The sequence below is a fragment of the Variovorax durovernensis genome (genome assembly GCF_977011995.1).
Window position 1 is genome coordinate 1,539,053 of record NZ_CDRNCW010000001.1, and the last position, 18,689, is coordinate 1,557,741.

The window sequence follows — 18,689 nt, forward strand, 5'->3', positions numbered from 1 at the left end:
GGTCAATGCACCAGCGCGCCCAGCGGGAACGCGAACGGGATCCACTGCTTCACGACCTCCGGACCCGCCACCAGGCAGATCAGGCCCGCGCCGGCCAGGAACGGGCCAAAGGCGATGGGGATGTCCTTGTGCGCCAGCTTGCCTGCGAAGCGCAGTGTCAGCCCGATCACGGCGCCCACCAGCGACGAGACGAGGATGATCGCGATGAGGTAGTCGGCGCCCAGCCAAGCACCCAGCGCGGCGAGCAGTTTGAAGTCGCCATAGCCCATGCCTTCCTTGCCCGTGATCAGGCGAAAGCCATGGTACACAAGCCACAGGCTCAGGTAGCCGAACACCGCGCCCCAGACTGCGGCGTTGAGCGAGACGCCGGTCCAGCCCATGGCCGCGCCGACGAGGCCGAGCCACAGCAGTGGGTAGTTGAGCGAATCGGGCAGGAACTGGGTGTCGAAGTCGATCAGGAACTGGCAGACCAGCAGCGCCCCGAATGCCGCCCACAGGGCGCCGGTGGGAGTGATGCCGAAGCGATAGGCGCACAAGGCAAAGAGCCCGGCGGTGATCAACTCGACCAGCGGGTAGCGCGGGCTGATCCTCGTCTTGCAGGAGGCGCAGCGGCCGCGCAGCAGCACATAGCTCAGCACGGGAATGTTCTGGTACCAGCGGATCTCGTGGCCGCAGCTTCCGCAGCGCGATGCCGGGCGCATGAGGTTGAAGGGGGGCAGGGCCTCGATGGCCGTTGCCGCCTTGTCGGCCGCCGCCTCGAGCCCCGCCGGAGGCGCGGCTTTCGGCCCGAAGACCAGCGACCAGAGCGACGGCATGTCCTTGGACGACATCAGGTTGGCCACGGCCTCGGACAGCCAGTCCCGATACATCATCACCGGAACACGGTAGATGACGACGTTGAGAAAACTGCCGATCAATAGCCCCAGGACACCGGCGAACGCGGTGTCGATCTCCCGCGAAACGAGCATCAGACGACCTGGCCGAGCTTGAAGATGGGCAGGTACATCGAGACCACGATGCCGCCGATGATGGTGCCCAGGAACACGATGATGATGGGCTCCATCAGGCTCGAAAGGCCCGCGACCATGTCGTCCACTTCGGATTCGTAGAAGTCGGCGGCCTTGCCGAGCATGTGGTCGATGGAGCCGGATTCCTCGCCGATGGCGGTCATCTGGATGACCATCGAGGGAAAGAGGTTGGCGTTGGTCATGGCCGCCGTGAGGCTGGTGCCGGTCGAGACTTCCTGCTGGATCTTGGCCGTGGCGTCTCCATAGACGGAGTTGCCCGAGGCGCCGCCCACGGAGTCGAGAGCTTCCACCAGCGGCACGCCGGCGGCAAACATCGTTGCCAGCGTGCGGGTCCAGCGAGCCACGCAGGATTTTTCGATCAGCGCGCCGAAGATCGGGATGCGAAGCAGCACACGGTCCATGACCTTCTGGAAGCGCTCGTTGCGTTTCCAGGCCTGCAGGAAGAAGTAAACGCCGCCGCCGATGCCGCCGAAGATCAGCCACCAGTACGAGACGAACAACTCGCTCATCGCCATCACGAACAGCGTGGGTGCCGGCAGGTCGGCGCCGAACGAGGTGAACACCTGCTTGAACGCCGGGATCACGAAGATCATGATGATGGCCACCACCACGAAGGCCACCACGACCACCGAAGTCGGGTACATGAGGGCCGACTTGATCTTGGACTTGATCGCCTCGGTCTTTTCCATGTACGTGGCCAGCCGGTCCAGCAGGTCTTCCAGGATACCGGCGGCCTCGCCGGCCTCTACCAGGTTGCAGTAGAGGTTGTCGAAGTACTTCGGAAACTTGCGGAAGGCCGCCGAAAGGGACGTACCCGTTTCCACGTCGCTGCGGATGTCGTTCAGCAGCTTGGCCACGCTCGCGTTCGCGTTGCCGCGCCCGACGATATCGAAGGACTGCATCAGCGGCACGCCGGCCTTCATCATCGTTGCCAGCTGGCGCGTGAAGATGGCAATGTCCTTGGGCTTGATCTTCTTGCCCGAGCGCATACGCCGCTTCTTGATCTTCGAAGCGAGCACGCCCTGGCGGCGCAACGCAGCCTGCACCTGGTTTTCGCCGGCGGCCCGAAGTTCGCCACGCACCAGCTTGCCGTTGCGGTCCTTGCCTTCCCACTCGAAGACAAATTCCTTGTGTGTGGGCTGGGAGCGGGGGGATGCCACTGTTGCCATTCGATCTCCGGATTTCAGTGTGTGCGTTATTCGTTGGTGCAGGCCACGACTTCTTCGAGCGAAGTCAGGCCCTGCATGACCTTGCGCAGGCCGGACTGGCGCAGCGAGCGTACGCCTTCTCTCTCGGACTGCTGTGCGATGTCGAGTGCGCTGCCGTCGCGCAGGATGATTTCCTGGATGGCCTCAGAGATCGGCATCACCTGGTAGATGCCGACACGGCCCTTGTAGCCGCCGCTGCATGCCGAGCAGCCGACGGGGCGATAGGGCTTCCAGCTGCCGTCCAGTTGCTCTTCCTGGAATCCCGCGTCGAGGAGGGCTTCGCGCGGCACGTCCGCGGGCGCGCGGCAGACGGTGCACAGCCGCCGTGCAAGGCGCTGCGCGGTGATCAGGATCACGCTCGATGCGATGTTGAACGGCGCGATGCCCATGTTGCGCATGCGCGTGAGCGTGGTCGGCGCGTCGTTGGTGTGCAGCGTCGATAGCACCAGGTGGCCCGTCTGCGCCGCCTTGATCGAGATGTCGGCGGTTTCGAGGTCGCGGATTTCACCGACCATGATGATGTCGGGATCCTGCCGCAGGAACGCGCGCAGCGCGGCGGCGAAAGTCAGCCCCGCGCGCTCGTTGACGTTGACCTGGTTGACGCCCGGCAGGTTGATTTCCGACGGGTCTTCCGCCGTCGCGATGTTCACGCCCGGCTGGTTCAGCAGGTTCAGGCAGGTATAGAGCGACACCGTCTTGCCGGAGCCCGTCGGGCCGGTCACCAGCACCATGCCGTAGGGGCGGCCGATGGCATGCAGAAGCCGCGCCTTCTCGTCGGCGTCGTAGCCCAGCGCATCGATGCCCAGGCGCGCACTGCTGGGGTCGAGAATACGAACGACGATCTTCTCGCCGAACAGCGTGGGCAGCGTGCTCACGCGAAAGTCGATCACGCGGTCGGGGCCGATCTTGAGCTTCATGCGGCCGTCCTGCGGCACGCGCTTCTCGGAGATGTCGAGCCGCGAAATCACCTTGATGCGGGAGGCGAGCTTGTCCTTGATAACGGTCGGCGGGCTGGCGACCTCGCGCAGTTCGCCGTCCACGCGAAAACGCACGCGGTAGTTGTGCTCGTAGGGCTCGAAATGGATGTCCGATGCCCGCATGCTGACGGCGTCGAGCAGCATCTTGTGCAGGAACCGCACCACCGGCGCGTCTTCGACTTCGGCGATCGCCTGCTCGTTGGCGTCGCCCGAGGTGTCGGGCGTGACTTCGTCGAATTCGAACTCGCTGCCGACGATGCTGTTGATGGTCTCCGCCGCGCTCACGGCGGCGGCTTCGATCATGCGCGACAGCTTGTCGTATTCCGCGATGACCCAGTCGACGCCCATCTGCGACGCGAACTTGATCTTCTCCGCCGCCTGCTGGTCCGAAGGGTCGGCCGTGGCAACGATCAGCCGGTTGTTGCGCTTGCTGAGAACGACGATGCGGTAGGCGTGGCAGAGCTTCGGGTCGAGCAGGTCCTTGGGCAGGCGCTGGTGGTCGATGGCGTCGAGGTCGAGCAGCGGGGCGCCGAATGCGCTGGAAAGGGTATGGGCAAGGTCCGCGGCCGACACGGCGCCCGTGCCGGTCAGTTCCGCGATGAAGCTGGTGCGGCCACTCAGTGACTTCTGATAGATGTCTTCCGCCGTCTTGGCGGCCAGCTTGCCGGCCGAAACCAGGGCGCGTGCGAGCCCTGGAAGCGCTATCTGCGCGGATTCTTTGACTGGAAGTTCGGCAGCGGCCATTCAGCGAATGCAAAAGATGTGAAAAAGTGCTTCACGATCATCGCTGAACACTCCTGTGCTGTAAATCGCTACACAGCAACAGGCATGGCCATTTATTTATGCCAGCCAAAGGCTGGTCGGGGTGAGAGGATTCGAACCTCCGGCCTCTACGTCCCGAACGTAGCGCTCTACCAGGCTAAGCTACACCCCGATGGTTGCAAGAAAAGAGAAGTCGTCCTAGATGCCAACTCAGGTGAGGTGTTCAGGCACGTCGCTCAAGCAACTGAGCCGCTAATTGTAGCAAACCTGAAGCGTGCAAATTGGACGGAAAGCCATTCAATGCATGAATTGCTCGTTGTGCCTCTGCAGCAGCGGCTTCGCGGGAAGCATCCAGCGCTCCGGTTTCGCGAACGATCTCGACTACCTTGCCCAGTTGGGCAGTATCTCCGGCCTCGATGGCGGCGCGCACGAGCTGGCTTTGCGCAGGCGTTCCGCGCTGCATCGCAAAGATGAGCGGCAGCGTGGTCTTGCCTTCGCGCAGATCGTCGCCGACGTTCTTTCCTGTCTCGTTGGCGTCGCCGGCATAGTCCAGCACGTCGTCGATCACCTGGAAGGCGGTGCCCAGCGCCTGCCCGTAGGTGGCGCAGGCTTCCTCGACCTCGGGCGTGGCGCCGGCCAGCACGGCGGCGAGCCGGGTGCTGGCTTCGAAAAGCTTGGCGGTCTTCGAGCGGATCACGCGCAGGTAGGCGGCTTCATCCAGCGAAGCGTCGTGCATGTTCATCAACTGCAGCACTTCGCCTTCGGCGATCACGTTGGTTGCCTCGGCCAGGATCTGCATCACGCGCATGTTGTTGGCGTCCAACATCATCTGGAAGGCGCGCGAGTAGAGGAAGTCGCCGACCAGCACGCTGGCCGGGTTGCCGAACGATTCGTTGGCCGTTGCGCGTCCGCGGCGCAGGGTCGATTCGTCGACCACGTCGTCGTGCAGCAGCGTCGCGGTATGGATGAACTCCACCACTGCCGCCAGATTGAAGCGCTGCTCGCCGGTGTATCCCAGCGCGCCTGACATCAGCAGCAGAAGCGCCGGCCGCAGGCGCTTGCCGCCTGCGGAGATGATGTATTGGGAGACTTGGCTGACCAGCGGCACGCCTGTGTCGAGGCGGCGAGCGATGACACGATCGACTTCGACCATGTCGCCGGCAATCAGGTCCAGCACGGTGGCGGTGGGGGTGGTGTCGGCGGCGGGAACTGGCAAAGCGGAGGCGCGGAGCGCTGCTGAAAGTAAGGGCGGCCCAGGGGCCGGGACGCGCAAATTATAGGGAGCCGTTACCTTCCGCAGGCAGCGGGCCAGGGGCGGGGTGGTTAGCGAACACAAACCGCGCTATAATCTTGGGCTCTGCGGAATTCGCCGCGGGGACTCAATTTCTAAGAGGTTTACATGTACGCGGTCATAAAAACCGGCGGCAAGCAGTATCGTGTTGCTTCCGGCGAAAAAATTAAAGTAGAACAGATTGCTGCGGACGTAGGCCAGGAAATCGTGATCGACCAGGTTCTGGCTGTCGGAAACGGCGCTGAAATCAAGGTTGGCACGCCCCTGGTGTCCGGCGCAACGGTGACAGTCACGGTACTGTCGCACGGCAAGCACGACAAGGTTCGCATCTTCAAGATGCGCCGTCGCAAGCACTATCAGAAACGTCAAGGCCATCGCCAGCAGTTCACCGAACTGCAAATCGGCGCGATCGCCGGCTAAGGAGAAGATTCCATGGCACAGAAAAAAGGCGGCGGCTCAACGCGAAACGGGCGCGATTCCAAGCCCAAGATGCTCGGCGTGAAGGCCTTCGGCGGCGAACTGATCAGCGCAGGCTCGATCATCGTGCGCCAGCGCGGCACCCAGTTCCACCCCGGCGTGAACGTCGGCGTGGGCAAGGACCACACGCTCTTCGCCCTGGTCGACGGCCACGTGTCGTTCGGTCAAAAGGGTGCACTGAACAAGCACACGGTCAACGTGACGCCCGCGGCGTAAGCCTCGAGTCACTTCGATCAGCCCGAGGCCCCGCATTGCCGGGGCTTCTTCATTTGTAAACTGGACATCCCATGAAGTTCGTCGACGAAGCCTTCATCGACATCGCCGCGGGCGATGGCGGCAACGGCTGCGTGTCGTTCCGTCATGAGAAATACAAAGAGTTCGGCGGCCCCAACGGCGGCGACGGAGGCCGGGGTGGCCACGTCTTCGCGGTGGCCGACTCGAATCTGAATACTCTTGTCGATTTCCGCTACTCGCGCCGCCACGAGGCCAAGCGCGGAGAGCACGGCATGGGCTCCGACATGTTCGGCGCCGCGGGCGAGGACATCACGCTCAGGATGCCGGTCGGCACGATCATCTCCGACGCAGAAACCGGCGAGGTGCTGTTCGAGCTCCTGGCGGAAGGCGAAGTCATCACCATTGCCAAGGGTGGCGACGGTGGCTTCGGCAACATGCGCTTCAAGAGCGCCATCAACCGTGCCCCGCGCCAGAAGACGCCCGGCTGGCCCGGCGAGAAGCGCAGTCTCAAGCTCGAACTCAAGGTGCTGGCCGACGTGGGCCTGCTCGGCATGCCGAATGCCGGCAAGTCGACGCTGATCAGCGCCATCTCGAATGCCCGTCCGCGCATCGCGGACTACCCCTTCACCACGCTGCACCCGAACCTCGGCGTCGTGCGCGTCGGGCCGGAGCAGAGCTTCGTTGTGGCCGACCTGCCCGGGTTGATCGAGGGTGCTTCCGACGGTGCCGGCCTCGGCCATCTTTTCCTGCGTCACCTGCAGCGCACCCGTCTGCTGCTGCACGTGATCGACATGGCGCCGTTCGACGACAGCATCGACCCGGTGGCGCAAGCCAAGGCCATCGTCGGCGAACTGAAGAAGTACGACGCCGCGCTCTACGAGAAGCCGCGCTGGCTCGTGCTCAACAAGCTCGACATGGTGCCCGCCGACGAGCGTGCCGCGCGCGTCAAGGACTTCGTCAAGCGCCTGCGCTTCAAGGGTCCGGTGTTCGAAATCTCGGCACTCACGCGCGAAGGCTGCGAGCACCTGGTGCAGGCCATCTATCAGCAGGTCAAGGCGCAGCAGGTGGCGGAGCATGCGCCGGTCGAGGTAGATCCGCGCTTCATTCCGCTGCCGCCCGAAGGCGCCTGAGCCGCGGCAGAGCATCGAAAGATGCTACATATCAGATAGCAATCAACGCAGCATCCACGACCGCTACAGCCGAAATGACTTCGAATTCTGGATCCACCGCCTTGCGGGATGCCCGCCGTATCGTCGTCAAGGTGGGCTCCAGCCTCGTGACCAACGAGGGGCGTGGCCTCGATGAAGCGGCCATCGGCGAATGGTGCCGCCAGTTGGCGGAACTCGTGCGCGACGGCCGCGAGGTCGTGATGGTGTCGAGCGGTGCCATTGCCGAAGGCATGAAGCGGCTCGGCTGGCGTACCCGTCCGCACGAGATCCATGAGTTGCAGGCGGCAGCGGCGGTCGGCCAGATGGGCCTGGCCCAGATGTACGAGACCAAGCTGCGCGAGAACCAGATCGGCAGCGCCCAGGTGCTGCTGACGCACGCCGACCTCGCTGATCGCGAGCGCTATCTCAATGCGCGTTCGACCCTCGTCACGCTGCTGCGGCTGGGCGTCGTCCCGGTCATCAACGAGAACGACACCGTCGTCAACGACGAGATCAAGTTCGGCGACAACGACACGCTTGGCGCGCTCGTGGCCAACCTGGTCGAAGCCGATGCGCTGGTCATCCTCACGGACCAGAAAGGCCTCTACACGGCCGATCCGCGCAAGGACCCGGAAGCGAAGTTCGTGCACGAAGCCGCGGCGGGCGATCCGGCGCTCGAGGCAATGGCTGGCGGCGCGGGTTCGAGCATCGGCAAGGGCGGCATGATCACCAAGATCCTCGCGGCCAAGCGCGCCGCGGGCTCGGGCGCCTCCACCGTCATTGCCTGGGGGCGAGAAGCGGATGCGCTGCTGCGCCTGGCGAAGGGCGAATCCATCGGCACGCTGCTGGTGGCGCAGACCGCCAAGCACCAGGCCCGCAAGCGCTGGATGGCCGACCACCTGCAATTGCGCGGTGCCGTCGTCGTCGACGCAGGCGCGGCTGCCAAGGTGCGGGCCGAGGGCAAGAGCCTGCTGCCGATCGGCATGACGGGGGTGTCGGGCGAGTTCTCGCGCGGCGACGTGATCGCCGTGCGCGATACCGAGGGCGTGGAGCTGGCTCGTGGCCTGGCCAACTATTCGAGCGTGGAAGCGCGGCTGCTCTGCCGCAAGCCATCGTCCGAATTCGAGCGCCTGCTGGGCTACGTGGCGGAGCCTGAAATGGTCCACCGCGACAACATGGTGCTGATGCCCGGCTAAGGCTGAAAACGACAACGGGGCGCGAGGCCCCGTTTGTTTTTGGTTTACTGCACTTCCCGGACGGGGTTCCGGATGTTCTGGACCATTTCTCCGACCGATGCGCGCGGGGCATTGCCGCGGCACAGTGCCTGGCCGGCCAGCGCCTTGGTGTAGCTGGAGTTCAGGTCGTAGAACCGCTTCCACTCGGGCTTTTCGTTCTCGTGCCAGCGGCCTTCGTTATAGCGGGCGTAGCTTTTCATCTCCGAGGTCGAGCAGCGCACGCCTTCGTAGAAGGCATTGACGGCGCCGCCGGAGCGGTTGTGCGCCACCACCACGTAGCGCACGATGCCGTCGTCCGTGATGGCGATCGTTTTCGGGTCGATGCCGAACTGCAGGCTCATGTACGGCGGCATCGAGATCTGCAGCAAGCGGCTTTCGCTGAACGCCGGGGGCGGCGGAACGGCGGTTTCGGCCCACTCCTTGTCCGTCTCGGAGCGCTTGGGCGGCGGCGGCATGCCGGCCTGGGCCCAGTCGGCGTTGTCGGTGTCGTGGTTGCCCGAGGCGCAGCCTGCGAGGATGCCGAAGCAGGCGAGCAGGAGCGCGCGTTCAGCGTTGCGTCGGAAGGAAGGGCGCGTTGTGGTTGGGAGAAGGGTCATCGCTCACTGAAGGAATGTCTGGATGCGGATCGAAGCTGCCGCCCGGCGGCAGGTCCAGTCCGGGAGGCGCCCCGGTGTCCAGCGAGTGGCGCTCGAATTCTCGAGCGCGCACGTTGCTGCGCAGGAAGCGGTTGCGGAAATCCTGCCGTGGCAGGTAGCGAGCAAGCTCGGTGAGCGCCATCTCGTAGACGCCGCGCTTGAACTCGACGACAACGTCGAGCGGCACCCAGTAGTCATGCCAGCGCCAGGCGTCGAATTCAGGATGGTCGGTTGCACGCAGGTTGAGATCCCAATCGTGGCCGACGAGTTGCAGTAAATACCAGATTTGTTTCTGGCCCTTGTAGTGGCCCCGTGCGTCACGGCGGATGAACCGATCCGGCACCTCGTAGCGCAACCAGTCGCGGGTACGGGCCACGATGCGCACATGCTCCGGATGGAGCCCCACTTCCTCGTGCAGTTCCCGGAACATGGCTTGCTCGGGACTTTCGCCGCGGTCTATGCCGCCTTGCGGAAACTGCCAGGAATGCGTGCGTATGCGTTTGCCCCAGAAAACCTGGTTTCTCTGGTTGAGCAGGATGATGCCGACGTTGGGCCTGAAGCCGTCCCGGTCGAGCATAATCAAACCCCAATTTTTGAACTGAGTCGATTATGCATGCCGGGGTGCCCTCGGCAAGCTGCGATGCAGGCTCTCAGGGTCTCTCCGGGGGAGCAGTTCCCCACTTCCATTTCGTTTCCATCACCGCGATCCCGATGAAAGCTTCCCGATTTTTTGTCTCCACCCTCAAGGAAGCGCCCGCTGACGCAGAGGTCGCGAGCCACCGGCTCATGATGCGCGCCGGCATGATCAAGAAGCTCGGCACGGGCATCTACACCTACATGCCCATGGGGCTGCGCGTGATCCGCAAGGTCGAGGCGATCGTGCGCGAGGAAATGAACCGCGCCGGCGCCGTCGAAATGACGATGCCGGTGGTGCAGCCGGCCGAGTTCTGGCAGGAGACAGGCCGCTTCGAGAAGATGGGCCCCGAACTGCTGCGCATCAAGGACCGGCATGACCGCGACTTCGTGATCCAGCCGACCAGCGAAGAAGTGGTCACCGACATCGCCCGCCAGGAAATCCGCAGCTACAAGCAGCTGCCGAAGAATTTCTACCAGATCCAGACCAAGTTCCGTGACGAGCGCCGTCCGCGCTTCGGCCTGATGCGCGGGCGCGAGTTCATCATGAAGGACGCCTACAGCTTCGACCGCGACCTCGACGCGGCCAAGGCCAGCTACCAGGTCATGGCGCAGGCCTACCGCAACATCTTCGACCGCTTCGGCCTGCGCTACCGCGCCGTGGCGGCCGACAGCGGCGCCATCGGCGGCGACCTGAGCGAAGAGTTCCAGGTGATCGCCGCCACCGGCGAGGACGCCATCGTCTACTGCCCCGACAGCGACTACGCCGCCAACATGGAAAAGGCCGAGGCGCTCGCCCCGGCCGGCCCGCGCCCCGCTGCCGCCAAGGCGCTCGAAAAGACGCCGACCCCCGGCAAGAGCACCTGCGCCGACGTGGCCGAACTGCTGGGCGTGCCGCTTTCCACCACCATCAAGTCGCTGGTGCTGGCCACCGACATCCTCGACGAGGCCGGCAATCCCAAGGGCTCGCAGGTCTGGCTGCTGCTGCTGCGCGGCGACCACGACATGAACGAGATCAAGGTCGGCAAGCTGCCCGGCCTGAACCAGGGCTTCCGCTTCGCCACGCTCGCCGAAATCGACGAGCACTTCGGCTGCAAGCCCGGCTACCTGGGCCCGCTGAACCTCAAGAAGCCCGTCAAGCTCGTGGCCGACCGCGAGGCCGCCGTGCTGGCCGACTGGATCACCGGCGCGAACGAAGTCGACTTCCACATGACCGGCGTCAACTGGGGTCGCGATCTGCCCGAGCCCGACCTGGTGGCTGACATCCGCAACGTGGTCGCCGGCGACGCCTCGCCCGACGGCAAGGGCGTGCTGGCCATCGAGCGCGGTATCGAGGTGGGCCACGTGTTCGTGCTGGGCACCAAGTACAGCAAGGACATGAACGCCACTTACCTCGACGAAGGCGGCAAGCCGCAATTCCTCGAGATGGGCTGCTACGGCATCGGCATCACGCGCCTGCCCGCCGCCGCCATCGAACAGAACCACGACGAGCGCGGCATCATCTGGCCCGACGCACTGGCACCGTTCACTGTGGTGGTCTGCCCGATCGGCATGGACCGCAGCCCCGAGGTCAAGGTGGCGGCCGAAGCGCTTTACGAAGAACTGCTCGCCAAGGGCATCGACGTGCTGCTCGACGACCGCGGCGAGCGCCCCGGCGCGATGTTCGCCGACTGGGAACTCATCGGTGTGCCGCACCGCGTGGTCATCTCCGACCGCGGCCTGAAGGAAGGCCAGCTCGAATACCAGGGCCGGCGCGACACCGCGGCCACCAAGGTGCCTGTGGCCGGCATCGCCGAATTCATCAGCGGCAAGCTCGCGAAATGAGCCTGGAGGGCGGCCTCTCGCGACGCCATTGCCTGGGCGGCGCCATGACGGCGGGCGCCCTCACGATGTTGTCGCTGCCTCGGACCGCCCAGGCCGGCGCGCAGATCGAGGAGCCGCTGATCGACTCGGTGCGCACCGCGCTGAGCTCGGCCATCCACAACAAGGCGCCACCGGTGCCAGAGTTTCCGAACACCGAGGCCCGGCTGGTCTATCTGCGCTGGCTCGGCGAAATGAGCGAGCGGCTCAAGAAGAAGATCCCCGACTGGCCGTCGCGCAAGGAATTCCTGCAGACCGCCTGGTACGAGTCCAAGCGCTCGGGCCTCGAGGTGAGCCTAGTGCTGGGGCTCGTGCAGGTCGAGAGCAATTTCCGCAAGTTTGCGGTGTCGAGCGCCGGCGCGCGCGGCTACATGCAGGTGATGCCGTTCTGGACGCGCGTGATCGGCGACTCCGACCCCGGCAAGCTGTTCCACATGCAGACCAATCTGCGCTTCGGCTGTGTCATCTTGCGCCACTATCTCGACCGCGAGAACGGCGATCTGTTCATGACGCTCGGCCGCTACAACGGCAGCCGCGGCAAGTCGCCTTACCCGAACGCGGTATTCGCCAACCAGCGGCTCTGGGTGTTCAACGACAGGGACCGCGAGCGCGACCGCTCGCCCGCCTGACGCCGCACGTTCAGGCCGCCGGCGCTTTCGCGGTGCCCGAGCCCTTGGTGACCATCACCTGGTCGATTCGGTAGCTGTCGACGTCCATCACCTCGAAGGTGTAGCCGCCCCAGCTCACGTTGTCGGTGCGCTTGGGCACGCGGCGCAGCATCACCATCAGGAAGCCCGCGAGGGTCTCGTATTCCTCCGAATGCGGCAGCTCGTCGATGTGCAGCGCGCGCTGCACGTCCTGGATGGGCGTGATGCCGTCGATGAGCCACGAGTTCTCGTCGCGCTGCACGATCTGCTCTTCGTCGGGCATCGACACCAGGTCGCCCATCACCGTGCTCATCACGTCGTTGAGCGTGATCACGCCCACCACCAGGCTGTATTCGTTGACGATGATCGCGAAGTCTTCGTGCGCCTGCTGGAACTGCTCGAGCACCTCGGTGAGCGACAGCCGGTCGGGAATGACCAGCGCCTTGTGCAGCGGCAGGCCCTGGTCGAAGGCCAGCGGCTGGCCGCTTAGCACGCGCTGGAACATGTCCTTGGCGTCCACGTAGCCCAGCACGTGGTCGATGTCGCCGTCGCACACCGGGTAGGCCGAGAAGGGCTCGGCGACGATGCGCGCGCGCAGCACCGACTCGGGGTCGTCGTGCAGGAACCACGCGATGCTCTCGCGTGCCGTCATCACGCTGCTCACCAGCCGTGTCTCCAGCTCGAACACATTGGCGATCACCTGCTGCTCGCGCACCGCGAGCACGCCGGCCCGCGCACCGGCTTCGGTCATCGCGAGAATGTCGGCCGAGGTGATCTTGTCGTCGCGTGCCATTGGCATGCCCAGCGCCTTGAAAAGCAGGTCGGTGCATCGCGTGAAGAACCACACCAGCGGCTTGAAGGTGGTGATCAGCAGCAGCATCGGCCCGACCATGCGGACCGCCAGCTGCTCGGGGTTGCTCATGCCCAGCCGCTTGGGGAACAGGTCGGCAAACACCAGGAACACCGCGATGACGATCACGAAGGAGCACAGGAACGCCACGTTGCCCGAGGCTTCCACGCTCAGCCATTTCTCGAAGAAGACGGCGAAGTAGGGGCTGAGCGACCCTTCGCCCACCACGCCGCCGAGGATGGCCACGGCATTGAGGCCGATCTGCACCACGGTGAAATAGTGGCCCGGCTGCTCCTGCACCCGCAGCACCTTCTCGGCCCGAGGGTCGCCTTCGTCGGCCATCTGGCGCAGGCGCAGGCGGCGCGAGGCTGCCAGGGTGATTTCGGCAAGGGAGAAGAACGCGCTCAGCGCGATCAGCAGGACGATGATGAGCAGGCTTTGGGTCAGGGTCATGGTGGCACGGCGAAGACCGTCATGGTGCCATGACTAAGGGACTATTCCAGCGACACCGCGGAACCGGCTTTGCCGGGCCGCAGGTGTCGCCCCCGGCGAGGGGGGGGCGAAAGCGACACGAAGTGCGCGAAGCCTGGGGGAGGGCTTATATCCCGCCGTGCGGATGGGTCGGGTCGACCCAGAGTACGGATTCGGGCTTTTCGACAGGTTCGATGTCGAGATTCACCGCCACCGCCTCGCCATCGCTGCGGCACAGCACGCATTCCAGCGTCTCGGTGGCGCTGGCGTTTATTTCCTGGTGCGGCACGTAGGGCGGCACGTAGATGAAGTCGCCCGGCCCGGCCTCGGCAGTGAACTCGAGCTTCTCGCCCCAGCGCATGCGGGCCCGGCCGCGCACGACGTAGATCACCGATTCGAGATGCCCGTGATGGTGCGCTCCGGTCTTGGCATCGGCGTGGATGGTCACGGTGCCGGCCCACAGCTTCTGCGCGCCGACGCGGGCGAAATTGATGGCCGCCGCCCGGTTCATGCCGGGCGTCTGGGCGGTGTTCACGTCGAGCTGGTTGGCGGCGACCACGCGCACGCCGTCGTGCTTCCAGGCCGGTTCGCCTTCGTGCGAATGGCCATGTGAATGGCCGTGATCGTGGCTCATCGTGGAGCCCGCCGGATCAGGCCGAAGCGCCGCCGCCGATGACCTGCTGCAGCTCGCCCGACTCGTACATCTCCATCATGATGTCCGAGCCGCCGACGAACTCGCCCTTGACGTAGAGCTGCGGGATGGTGGGCCAGTTGCTGTATTCCTTGATGCCCTGGCGGATGCCGTCGTCTTCGAGCACGTTGACGGTTTTGAGCGCCTTGGTGTCGACGCCGACCGCCTTGAGGATCTGGATCGCGCGGCCGGAAAAGCCGCACATCGGGAAACTTGCGTTGCCCTTCATGAAGAGCACGAGGTCGTTGGTCTTGACGAGGTCGTCGATACGTTGCTGGGCGTCGGACATGGGGACTCCTGAAAAGTGGGCTGAAGGGATTATTTCACCGTGCGCCAGATTCCGCCGGAGCAGCGCTGGATGCCGGCGAGGTCGTCGCGGCTTTGCACTTCGGCGAAACCGCGTTCGGCGAGCAGTTGGCGCACCGCTGCGGCCTGGTCGTGGCCGTGTTCGAGCAAGAGCCAGCCGCCTTCCGCGAGGTGCGCGGGGGCGTGCCGGACGATCTGGCGGATGTCGTCGAGCCCGTCGGCACCCGCGACCAGCGCGGAGACGGGCTCGTGCCGCAGGGCGGGCAGGTGAGGGTCGTTGGCGGCGATGTACGGCGGATTGCTGGCGATGACCGTGTAGCCGGTCTCGGCGCCGTCGAGCCAGTTGGCCAGGGCGAAGCGCACCGGCAGGCCCAGGCGCCGGGCATTGGCCTGCGCGACCGCCAGCGCGTCGGCGCTGGCATCGACCGCGTCGACCCGCGCATCGGAGCGTGCGTGCTGCAGGGCCAGTGCGATCGCGCCACTGCCCGTGCCGAGGTCGAGCACGCGCGGCGCGGCGCGGCCTTCGAGGCACTGCAAGGCCCATTCGACCAGCGTCTCGGTGTCGGGCCGCGGCACCAGCACCCGTGCGTCGACCCGCAGGTCGAGCCCGTGGAATTCCTTCTCGCCGAGCAGGTACGCCACCGGTTCGCCAGCGAGGCGGCGCGACAGCTGCGCGGAGAGCGCGGACCATGCGGCGTCCGGCATCGCGTCGGTGTCGTGCGCCAGCAGCCATGCGCGGTCGTGCGGCGCGCGGCCGAGCGCATGCAGCAGCAGCAACTGCGCGTCGAGCCGGTCGATGCCCAGAGCGATGCCGGCGGCCAGCGCCTGCGCCACGGTCGACGGCTTCGGGTCGTCGGTGCTCATCACGCCGGCAGGCTCGATTCCAGCTCGGCCAGCTGCTCGGCTTCGCGCGCTGCGCGCAGGGCGTCGAGCACGTCGCCGAGGTCGCCTTCCATGATGGCCAGCAGCTTGTAGAGCGTGAGGTTGATGCGGTGGTCGGTGAGCCGGCCCTGCGGAAAGTTGTACGTGCGAATGCGGTCCGAGCGGTCGCCGCTGCCGATCAGCCCCTTGCGCATGGCGGCGTCCTTGGCGGCGCGCTCGCTGCGCTCCTTCTCCTGGATGCGCGCCGACAGCACCTGCAGCGCCTTGGCCTTGTTGCGGTGCTGGCTGCGGTCGTCCTGGCACTCGGCCACGATGCCGGTCGGGATGTGCGTGATGCGCACGGCCGAGTCGGTCTTGTTGATGTGCTGCCCGCCCGCGCCGCTGGCACGGTAGGTGTCGATGCGCAGGTCGGCCGGGTTGATCTGCACGGCCACGGTTTCGTCGGGCTCGGCCAGCACGGCGACCGTGCAGGCGCTGGTGTGGATGCGGCCCTGCGTCTCGGTGGCCGGTACGCGCTGCACGCGATGGCCGCCCGACTCGAAGCGCAGGTGGCCGAACACGTCGTCGCCGGAGATGCGCACCACCACTTCCTTGTAGCCGCCGAGTTCGCTCTCGCTCTCGCTCACGATCTCGCAGCGCCAGCCGGCGCGCTCGCAGTAGCGCGTGTACATGCGCAGCAGGTCGCCCGCGAACAGCGCCGACTCGTCGCCGCCCGTGCCCGCGCGGATTTCGAGGAAGGCGTTGCGCGCGTCGTCCGGGTCCTTGGGCAGCAGAAGGCGCTGCAGCTCTTCCTCGAGCTGCACCAGCTCGGACTCGGCGCCGGCAATTTCCTCGCGCGCCATCTCGGCCATGTCGGGGTCGTCGAGCATTTCCCTGGCGCCAGCGATGTCGGCCTCGCGTTGCTTGTAGCGCTCGTAGCGGCCGGCGATCTGGGTGACTTCGGCATGCTCGCGCGAGATGGTGCGGTACTGCGCCATGTCGCTCATGATGTCTTCGCGCGAGAGCAGGAAGTCGAGCTCCCCGAGGCGCTGGACGTAGCGTTCGAGTTGGTGGCGCAGAAAGGATTTCACGGCGGAAGGGGGCTCGAAAAAATGGGAGGAAGCCGCAATGCAGCGGCAGGCGCAATGAAGGCTGCGGCCGGCCAGGAGAAGGCCGTGGCCGGGCCGCTGGCGAGCGTCGCTAACGCTCTTTGCGCAGGAACAGCCGCGAGATGGTCTGTGCCGTCTGCTCGCGCGAGGTGGCGTCGCCCGCGTGCAGTTCGGCCAGCGCGCCGTGCATCATCTTCTGCGTGAGCCCGCGCGACATGGCCTCGAGCACTGCCTCGACCGATTCGCCCTTGGCCAGCAGCTTGCGGGCACGCGCCATCTCCGCGGCACGCCACTCGTCGGCCTGTGCGTTGAGCTGCTGGATCAGCGGCACGGTGCCGCGCTGGCCCAGCCAGTGCATGAAGCTCTGCACGCCGGCGTCGATGATGACTTCGGCCTGCGCCACGGCGGCCTGCCGGTTGGCATGGCCCTGCTGCACCACCTGCGCGAGGTCGTCGACGGTGTAGAGGTACACATCCTCGAGCGCCTTCACTTCGGGCTCGATGTCGCGCGGCACGGCCAGATCGACCATGAACATCGGGCGGTGCTTGCGTGCCTTGAGCGCACGCTCGACGGCACCCAGGCCGATGATCGGCAGCGTGCTCGCGGTGCAGCTCACGACGATGTCGAACTCGGCCAGGCGCGCGGGCAGGTCGGCCAGCCGCATGGCTTCGCCGCCGAAGCGCGAGGCCAGCTTTTCGCCGCGTTCGAGCGTGCGGTTGGCGATGCCGATGGACTTGGGTTCCTTGGCCGCGAAGTGCGTGGCCGCGAGGTCGATCATTTCGCCGGCACCGACGAATAGCACGCGCGTCTTGCGCAGGTCTTCGAAGAGTTGTCCGGCCAGGCGCACGGCCGCGGCGGCCATGCTGATGGAATGCGCGCCGATCTCGGTGGCCGTGCGCACTTCCTTGGCCACGGCAAAGGAGCGCTGGAACAGCTGGTTCAGCGTGCTGCCGAGTGCGCCGGCGGTTTCGGCCGCGCGCACTGCGTCTTTCATCTGGCCCAGGATCTGGGCCTCGCCCAGCACCATCGAGTCGAGCCCGCTGGCCACGCGGAAGGCGTGTCGCGCGGCTTCGTCGTCATGCAGGGTGTAGGCATGGGAGCGCAGCAGGGCGGGTGCGACGCCGCCGCTCTGGGCCAGCCAGCCGAAAGTGTGGTCGAGCGCGGCGTGTTCGGACGCGCAATAGATCTCGGTGCGGTTGCACGTGGAGATGATCGCGGCCTCGACCTGGGGATGGCGGCCGGTGCCGAAAGAACTGCGCAGGCTCTGCAGCGTGGGGGCGATCTGGTCGAGCGCGAACGCAAAACGACCGCGCAGATCGAGCGGCGCGGTCGTGTGGTTCAAGCCAAGAGCCCAGACAGACATGCCCGTGATTATAAAATCAGCAACCGCACCGGGCTTGCGCAGGGACAAATGGCTTTCCCTATGACAGCCATAAGCCCCGCCGCATGACCTCCCGCACGCATGCGGCCCCCCATGGACCTGCTCGACCTCCTCGATCACCTGCTCAATTTCGTTGCACCGGCCGCCTTCATGGCGCTGGTGCTGGTGTTCGCGGGCCGCTTCCTGGGCGGCAGGCGTGCCGGCTTGCCGCGCTGGTGGGCGCAACTGGCGCTCGTGTTTGCGGCCGGTGTCGCTGTGCTGGTGGCCGGCCTGGCGGTGTTCGGCCACGACGGGATGATGGCGACCTACGCCGCGCTCGTGGTGGTCTGCGGCACCGTGCAATGGCTGGCGATGCGCGGCTGGCGCCGCTGAAAGCCGCTCAGGCCGGGTCCAGCCGGCGGATCATGTAGACCGACCGGCCGGGGTAGGTGGCGAGCCGGGCCTGTTGCTCGGCACCCTCGGGTTGCGTTGCCGCATAGCCCTGGCGCTCCCAGAAACCGACCGAAGACTGCACCGACACCAGCGTCGAATGCCGCCATCCGGCCTGCGCCGCATGCGCCCAGGCATGCCGCACCAGCCGTGGGCCGAGGCCCAGCCCCGCAGAGTCGGGGTGCACTGCCAGGTCGTGCAGGTACAGCGAATCGGCCTGCGGGGCCACTTCGAACTCGCCGTGCAGCGGCGTCAGCTTGCCGACCATCGACGGGTAGCCCGCCAGATAGGCCCGCACGCCGCCGCCATGCTCGGCGACCCAGCCCGTATGGGGCGCGGCCGCGAGCCGGCGCGCGATCAGCTCGCCGTCTTCCACGAAGCCCGCGCCGTAGCAGGCGAGCTGGATCGCCAGCACGGCGTCGAGGTCGGCGGCGCGCATGTCGCGCACGAAGGGGG

The 18,689-nt window shown here is 65.9% G+C and carries 20 protein-coding genes and 1 tRNA gene; 7 read left to right on the top strand and 14 right to left on the bottom strand.

The genetic code is table 11. The annotated features are described in order from the left end of the window. Positions 1-2: 2 nt before the first annotated feature. The 5 genes from ACWV14_RS07285 to ACWV14_RS07305 form a co-directional block, all read right to left on the bottom strand. Positions 3-968: a prepilin peptidase gene (locus ACWV14_RS07285; RefSeq protein ID WP_454907513.1), complete on the bottom strand. Its 966-nt coding sequence runs from the start codon at positions 966-968 to the stop codon at positions 3-5. Further along, positions 968-2,197 (bottom strand): type II secretion system F family protein, encoded by a 1,230-nt coding sequence (locus tag ACWV14_RS07290; RefSeq protein WP_454907512.1) that lies wholly within the window; start codon positions 2,195-2,197, stop codon positions 968-970. Before ACWV14_RS07290 ends, ACWV14_RS07285 begins: the two co-directional genes overlap by 1 nt. 26 nt (positions 2,198-2,223) lie before the next feature. Then, complete coding sequence (gene pilB / locus ACWV14_RS07295) at positions 2,224-3,957, bottom strand: type IV-A pilus assembly ATPase PilB (protein WP_454907511.1); 1,734 nt, start codon at positions 3,955-3,957, stop codon at positions 2,224-2,226. A 113-nt stretch (positions 3,958-4,070) separates the two neighbouring features. Beyond that, positions 4,071-4,147, bottom strand: a tRNA-Pro gene (locus ACWV14_RS07300). A 51-nt stretch (positions 4,148-4,198) separates the two neighbouring features. Next, positions 4,199-5,191, bottom strand: coding sequence for a polyprenyl synthetase family protein (locus tag ACWV14_RS07305; protein WP_454907848.1), 993 nt, complete (start codon positions 5,189-5,191; stop codon positions 4,199-4,201). 183 nt (positions 5,192-5,374) lie between these two features. On the opposite strand from ACWV14_RS07305, the gene rplU reads away from it, so the two are divergent. The 4 genes from rplU to proB all read left to right on the top strand — a co-directional run bounded on the left by rplU (position 5,375) and on the right by proB (position 8,321). After that, positions 5,375-5,686: a 50S ribosomal protein L21 gene (rplU, locus tag ACWV14_RS07310; RefSeq protein WP_057592097.1), complete on the top strand. Its 312-nt coding sequence runs from the start codon at positions 5,375-5,377 to the stop codon at positions 5,684-5,686. Between the two features lie 12 nt (positions 5,687-5,698). Continuing rightward, on the top strand, positions 5,699-5,959 hold the full coding sequence (gene rpmA / locus ACWV14_RS07315; RefSeq protein ID WP_081267930.1) for a 50S ribosomal protein L27: 261 nt from the start codon (positions 5,699-5,701) through the stop codon (positions 5,957-5,959). A gap of 71 nt (positions 5,960-6,030) precedes the next feature. After that, a complete protein-coding gene (gene cgtA, locus ACWV14_RS07320; RefSeq protein ID WP_422085278.1) occupies positions 6,031-7,107 on the top strand; it encodes an Obg family GTPase CgtA in 1,077 nt (358 codons plus the stop codon). Positions 7,108-7,181: 74 nt separating this feature from the next. After that, positions 7,182-8,321 carry a glutamate 5-kinase gene (proB, locus tag ACWV14_RS07325; RefSeq protein WP_422085279.1) on the top strand — a complete coding sequence of 380 codons (1,140 nt, stop codon included), beginning with the start codon at positions 7,182-7,184 and terminating at the stop codon, positions 8,319-8,321. 44 nt (positions 8,322-8,365) lie between these two features. Here proB and ACWV14_RS07330 read toward each other — a convergent pair whose 3' ends face one another. After that, on the bottom strand, positions 8,366-8,956 hold the full coding sequence (locus tag ACWV14_RS07330) for a CNP1-like family protein (RefSeq protein ID WP_454907510.1): 591 nt from the start codon (positions 8,954-8,956) through the stop codon (positions 8,366-8,368). After that, positions 8,907-9,572 (bottom strand): RNA pyrophosphohydrolase, encoded by a 666-nt coding sequence (locus tag ACWV14_RS07335; RefSeq protein ID WP_422089140.1) that lies wholly within the window; start codon positions 9,570-9,572, stop codon positions 8,907-8,909. Before ACWV14_RS07335 ends, ACWV14_RS07330 begins: the two co-directional genes overlap by 50 nt. Positions 9,573-9,706: 134 nt before the next feature. Here ACWV14_RS07335 and ACWV14_RS07340 point away from each other — a divergent pair, with 134 nt between their 5' ends. Together ACWV14_RS07340 and ACWV14_RS07345 are read left to right on the top strand one after the other, a co-directional pair. Further along, positions 9,707-11,452: a proline--tRNA ligase gene (locus ACWV14_RS07340; protein ID WP_454907509.1), complete on the top strand. Its 1,746-nt coding sequence runs from the start codon at positions 9,707-9,709 to the stop codon at positions 11,450-11,452. Next, a complete protein-coding gene (locus ACWV14_RS07345; protein WP_454907508.1) occupies positions 11,449-12,117 on the top strand; it encodes a lytic transglycosylase domain-containing protein in 669 nt (222 codons plus the stop codon). The genes ACWV14_RS07340 and ACWV14_RS07345 overlap by 4 nt, the downstream gene beginning before the upstream one ends. Positions 12,118-12,127: 10 nt before the next feature. On the opposite strand, the gene ACWV14_RS07350 is transcribed toward ACWV14_RS07345, so the two are convergent. The 6 genes from ACWV14_RS07350 to hemA all read right to left on the bottom strand — a co-directional run bounded on the left by ACWV14_RS07350 (position 12,128) and on the right by hemA (position 17,786). After that, a complete protein-coding gene (locus ACWV14_RS07350) occupies positions 12,128-13,438 on the bottom strand; it encodes a hemolysin family protein (protein ID WP_422085283.1) in 1,311 nt (436 codons plus the stop codon). A gap of 145 nt (positions 13,439-13,583) precedes the next feature. Then, the gene (locus ACWV14_RS07355; protein WP_454907507.1) at positions 13,584-14,090 is read right to left on the bottom strand and encodes a cupin domain-containing protein; all 507 of its coding nucleotides are present in this window, start codon (positions 14,088-14,090) and stop codon (positions 13,584-13,586) included. A gap of 16 nt (positions 14,091-14,106) precedes the next feature. Further along, positions 14,107-14,436: a Grx4 family monothiol glutaredoxin gene (grxD, locus tag ACWV14_RS07360; protein WP_198082926.1), complete on the bottom strand. Its 330-nt coding sequence runs from the start codon at positions 14,434-14,436 to the stop codon at positions 14,107-14,109. Positions 14,437-14,465: 29 nt separating this feature from the next. Next, positions 14,466-15,317, bottom strand: a complete 852-nt coding sequence (prmC, locus tag ACWV14_RS07365) for a peptide chain release factor N(5)-glutamine methyltransferase (protein WP_454907506.1) — start codon at positions 15,315-15,317, stop codon at positions 14,466-14,468. Then, the gene (gene prfA, locus ACWV14_RS07370) at positions 15,317-16,405 is read right to left on the bottom strand and encodes a peptide chain release factor 1 (protein ID WP_454907505.1); all 1,089 of its coding nucleotides are present in this window, start codon (positions 16,403-16,405) and stop codon (positions 15,317-15,319) included. Before prfA ends, prmC begins: the two co-directional genes overlap by 1 nt. Positions 16,406-16,514: 109 nt before the next feature. Continuing rightward, positions 16,515-17,786 (bottom strand): glutamyl-tRNA reductase, encoded by a 1,272-nt coding sequence (gene hemA / locus ACWV14_RS07375; RefSeq protein WP_422085287.1) that lies wholly within the window; start codon positions 17,784-17,786, stop codon positions 16,515-16,517. Positions 17,787-17,897: 111 nt separating this feature from the next. Here hemA and ACWV14_RS07380 point away from each other — a divergent pair, with 111 nt between their 5' ends. Next, positions 17,898-18,176, top strand: coding sequence for a hypothetical protein (locus ACWV14_RS07380; RefSeq protein WP_454907504.1), 279 nt, complete (start codon positions 17,898-17,900; stop codon positions 18,174-18,176). Positions 18,177-18,183: 7 nt separating this feature from the next. Here the strand turns inward: ACWV14_RS07380 and ACWV14_RS07385 are convergent, their stop codons facing one another. Beyond that, positions 18,184-18,672 carry a GNAT family N-acetyltransferase gene (locus ACWV14_RS07385; protein ID WP_454907847.1) on the bottom strand — a complete coding sequence of 163 codons (489 nt, stop codon included), beginning with the start codon at positions 18,670-18,672 and terminating at the stop codon, positions 18,184-18,186. Between the last annotated feature and the right edge of the window lie 17 nt (positions 18,673-18,689).

Excerpts from the sequence above, each read along its gene's own strand:
- ACWV14_RS07285 (WP_454907513.1), bottom strand. The coding sequence starts at position 968 with ATGCTCGTTTCGCGGGAGATCGACACCGCGTTCGCCGGTGTCCTGGGG.
- ACWV14_RS07290 (WP_454907512.1), bottom strand. The coding sequence starts at position 2,197 with ATGGCAACAGTGGCATCCCCCCGCTCCCAGCCCACACACAAGGAATTT.
- pilB (WP_454907511.1), bottom strand. The coding sequence starts at position 3,957 with ATGGCCGCTGCCGAACTTCCAGTCAAAGAATCCGCGCAGATAGCGCTT.
- rplU (WP_057592097.1), top strand. The coding sequence starts at position 5,375 with ATGTACGCGGTCATAAAAACCGGCGGCAAGCAGTATCGTGTTGCTTCC.
- rpmA (WP_081267930.1), top strand. The coding sequence starts at position 5,699 with ATGGCACAGAAAAAAGGCGGCGGCTCAACGCGAAACGGGCGCGATTCC.
- cgtA (WP_422085278.1), top strand. The coding sequence starts at position 6,031 with ATGAAGTTCGTCGACGAAGCCTTCATCGACATCGCCGCGGGCGATGGC.
- proB (WP_422085279.1), top strand. The coding sequence starts at position 7,182 with ATGACTTCGAATTCTGGATCCACCGCCTTGCGGGATGCCCGCCGTATC.
- ACWV14_RS07330 (WP_454907510.1), bottom strand. The coding sequence starts at position 8,956 with ATGACCCTTCTCCCAACCACAACGCGCCCTTCCTTCCGACGCAACGCT.
- ACWV14_RS07335 (WP_422089140.1), bottom strand. The coding sequence starts at position 9,572 with ATGCTCGACCGGGACGGCTTCAGGCCCAACGTCGGCATCATCCTGCTC.
- ACWV14_RS07340 (WP_454907509.1), top strand. The coding sequence starts at position 9,707 with ATGAAAGCTTCCCGATTTTTTGTCTCCACCCTCAAGGAAGCGCCCGCT.
- ACWV14_RS07345 (WP_454907508.1), top strand. The coding sequence starts at position 11,449 with ATGAGCCTGGAGGGCGGCCTCTCGCGACGCCATTGCCTGGGCGGCGCC.
- ACWV14_RS07350 (WP_422085283.1), bottom strand. The coding sequence starts at position 13,438 with ATGACCCTGACCCAAAGCCTGCTCATCATCGTCCTGCTGATCGCGCTG.
- ACWV14_RS07355 (WP_454907507.1), bottom strand. The coding sequence starts at position 14,090 with ATGAGCCACGATCACGGCCATTCACATGGCCATTCGCACGAAGGCGAA.
- grxD (WP_198082926.1), bottom strand. The coding sequence starts at position 14,436 with ATGTCCGACGCCCAGCAACGTATCGACGACCTCGTCAAGACCAACGAC.
- prmC (WP_454907506.1), bottom strand. The coding sequence starts at position 15,317 with ATGAGCACCGACGACCCGAAGCCGTCGACCGTGGCGCAGGCGCTGGCC.
- hemA (WP_422085287.1), bottom strand. The coding sequence starts at position 17,786 with ATGTCTGTCTGGGCTCTTGGCTTGAACCACACGACCGCGCCGCTCGAT.
- ACWV14_RS07380 (WP_454907504.1), top strand. The coding sequence starts at position 17,898 with ATGGACCTGCTCGACCTCCTCGATCACCTGCTCAATTTCGTTGCACCG.
- ACWV14_RS07385 (WP_454907847.1), bottom strand. The coding sequence starts at position 18,672 with ATGCGCGCCGCCGACCTCGACGCCGTGCTGGCGATCCAGCTCGCCTGC.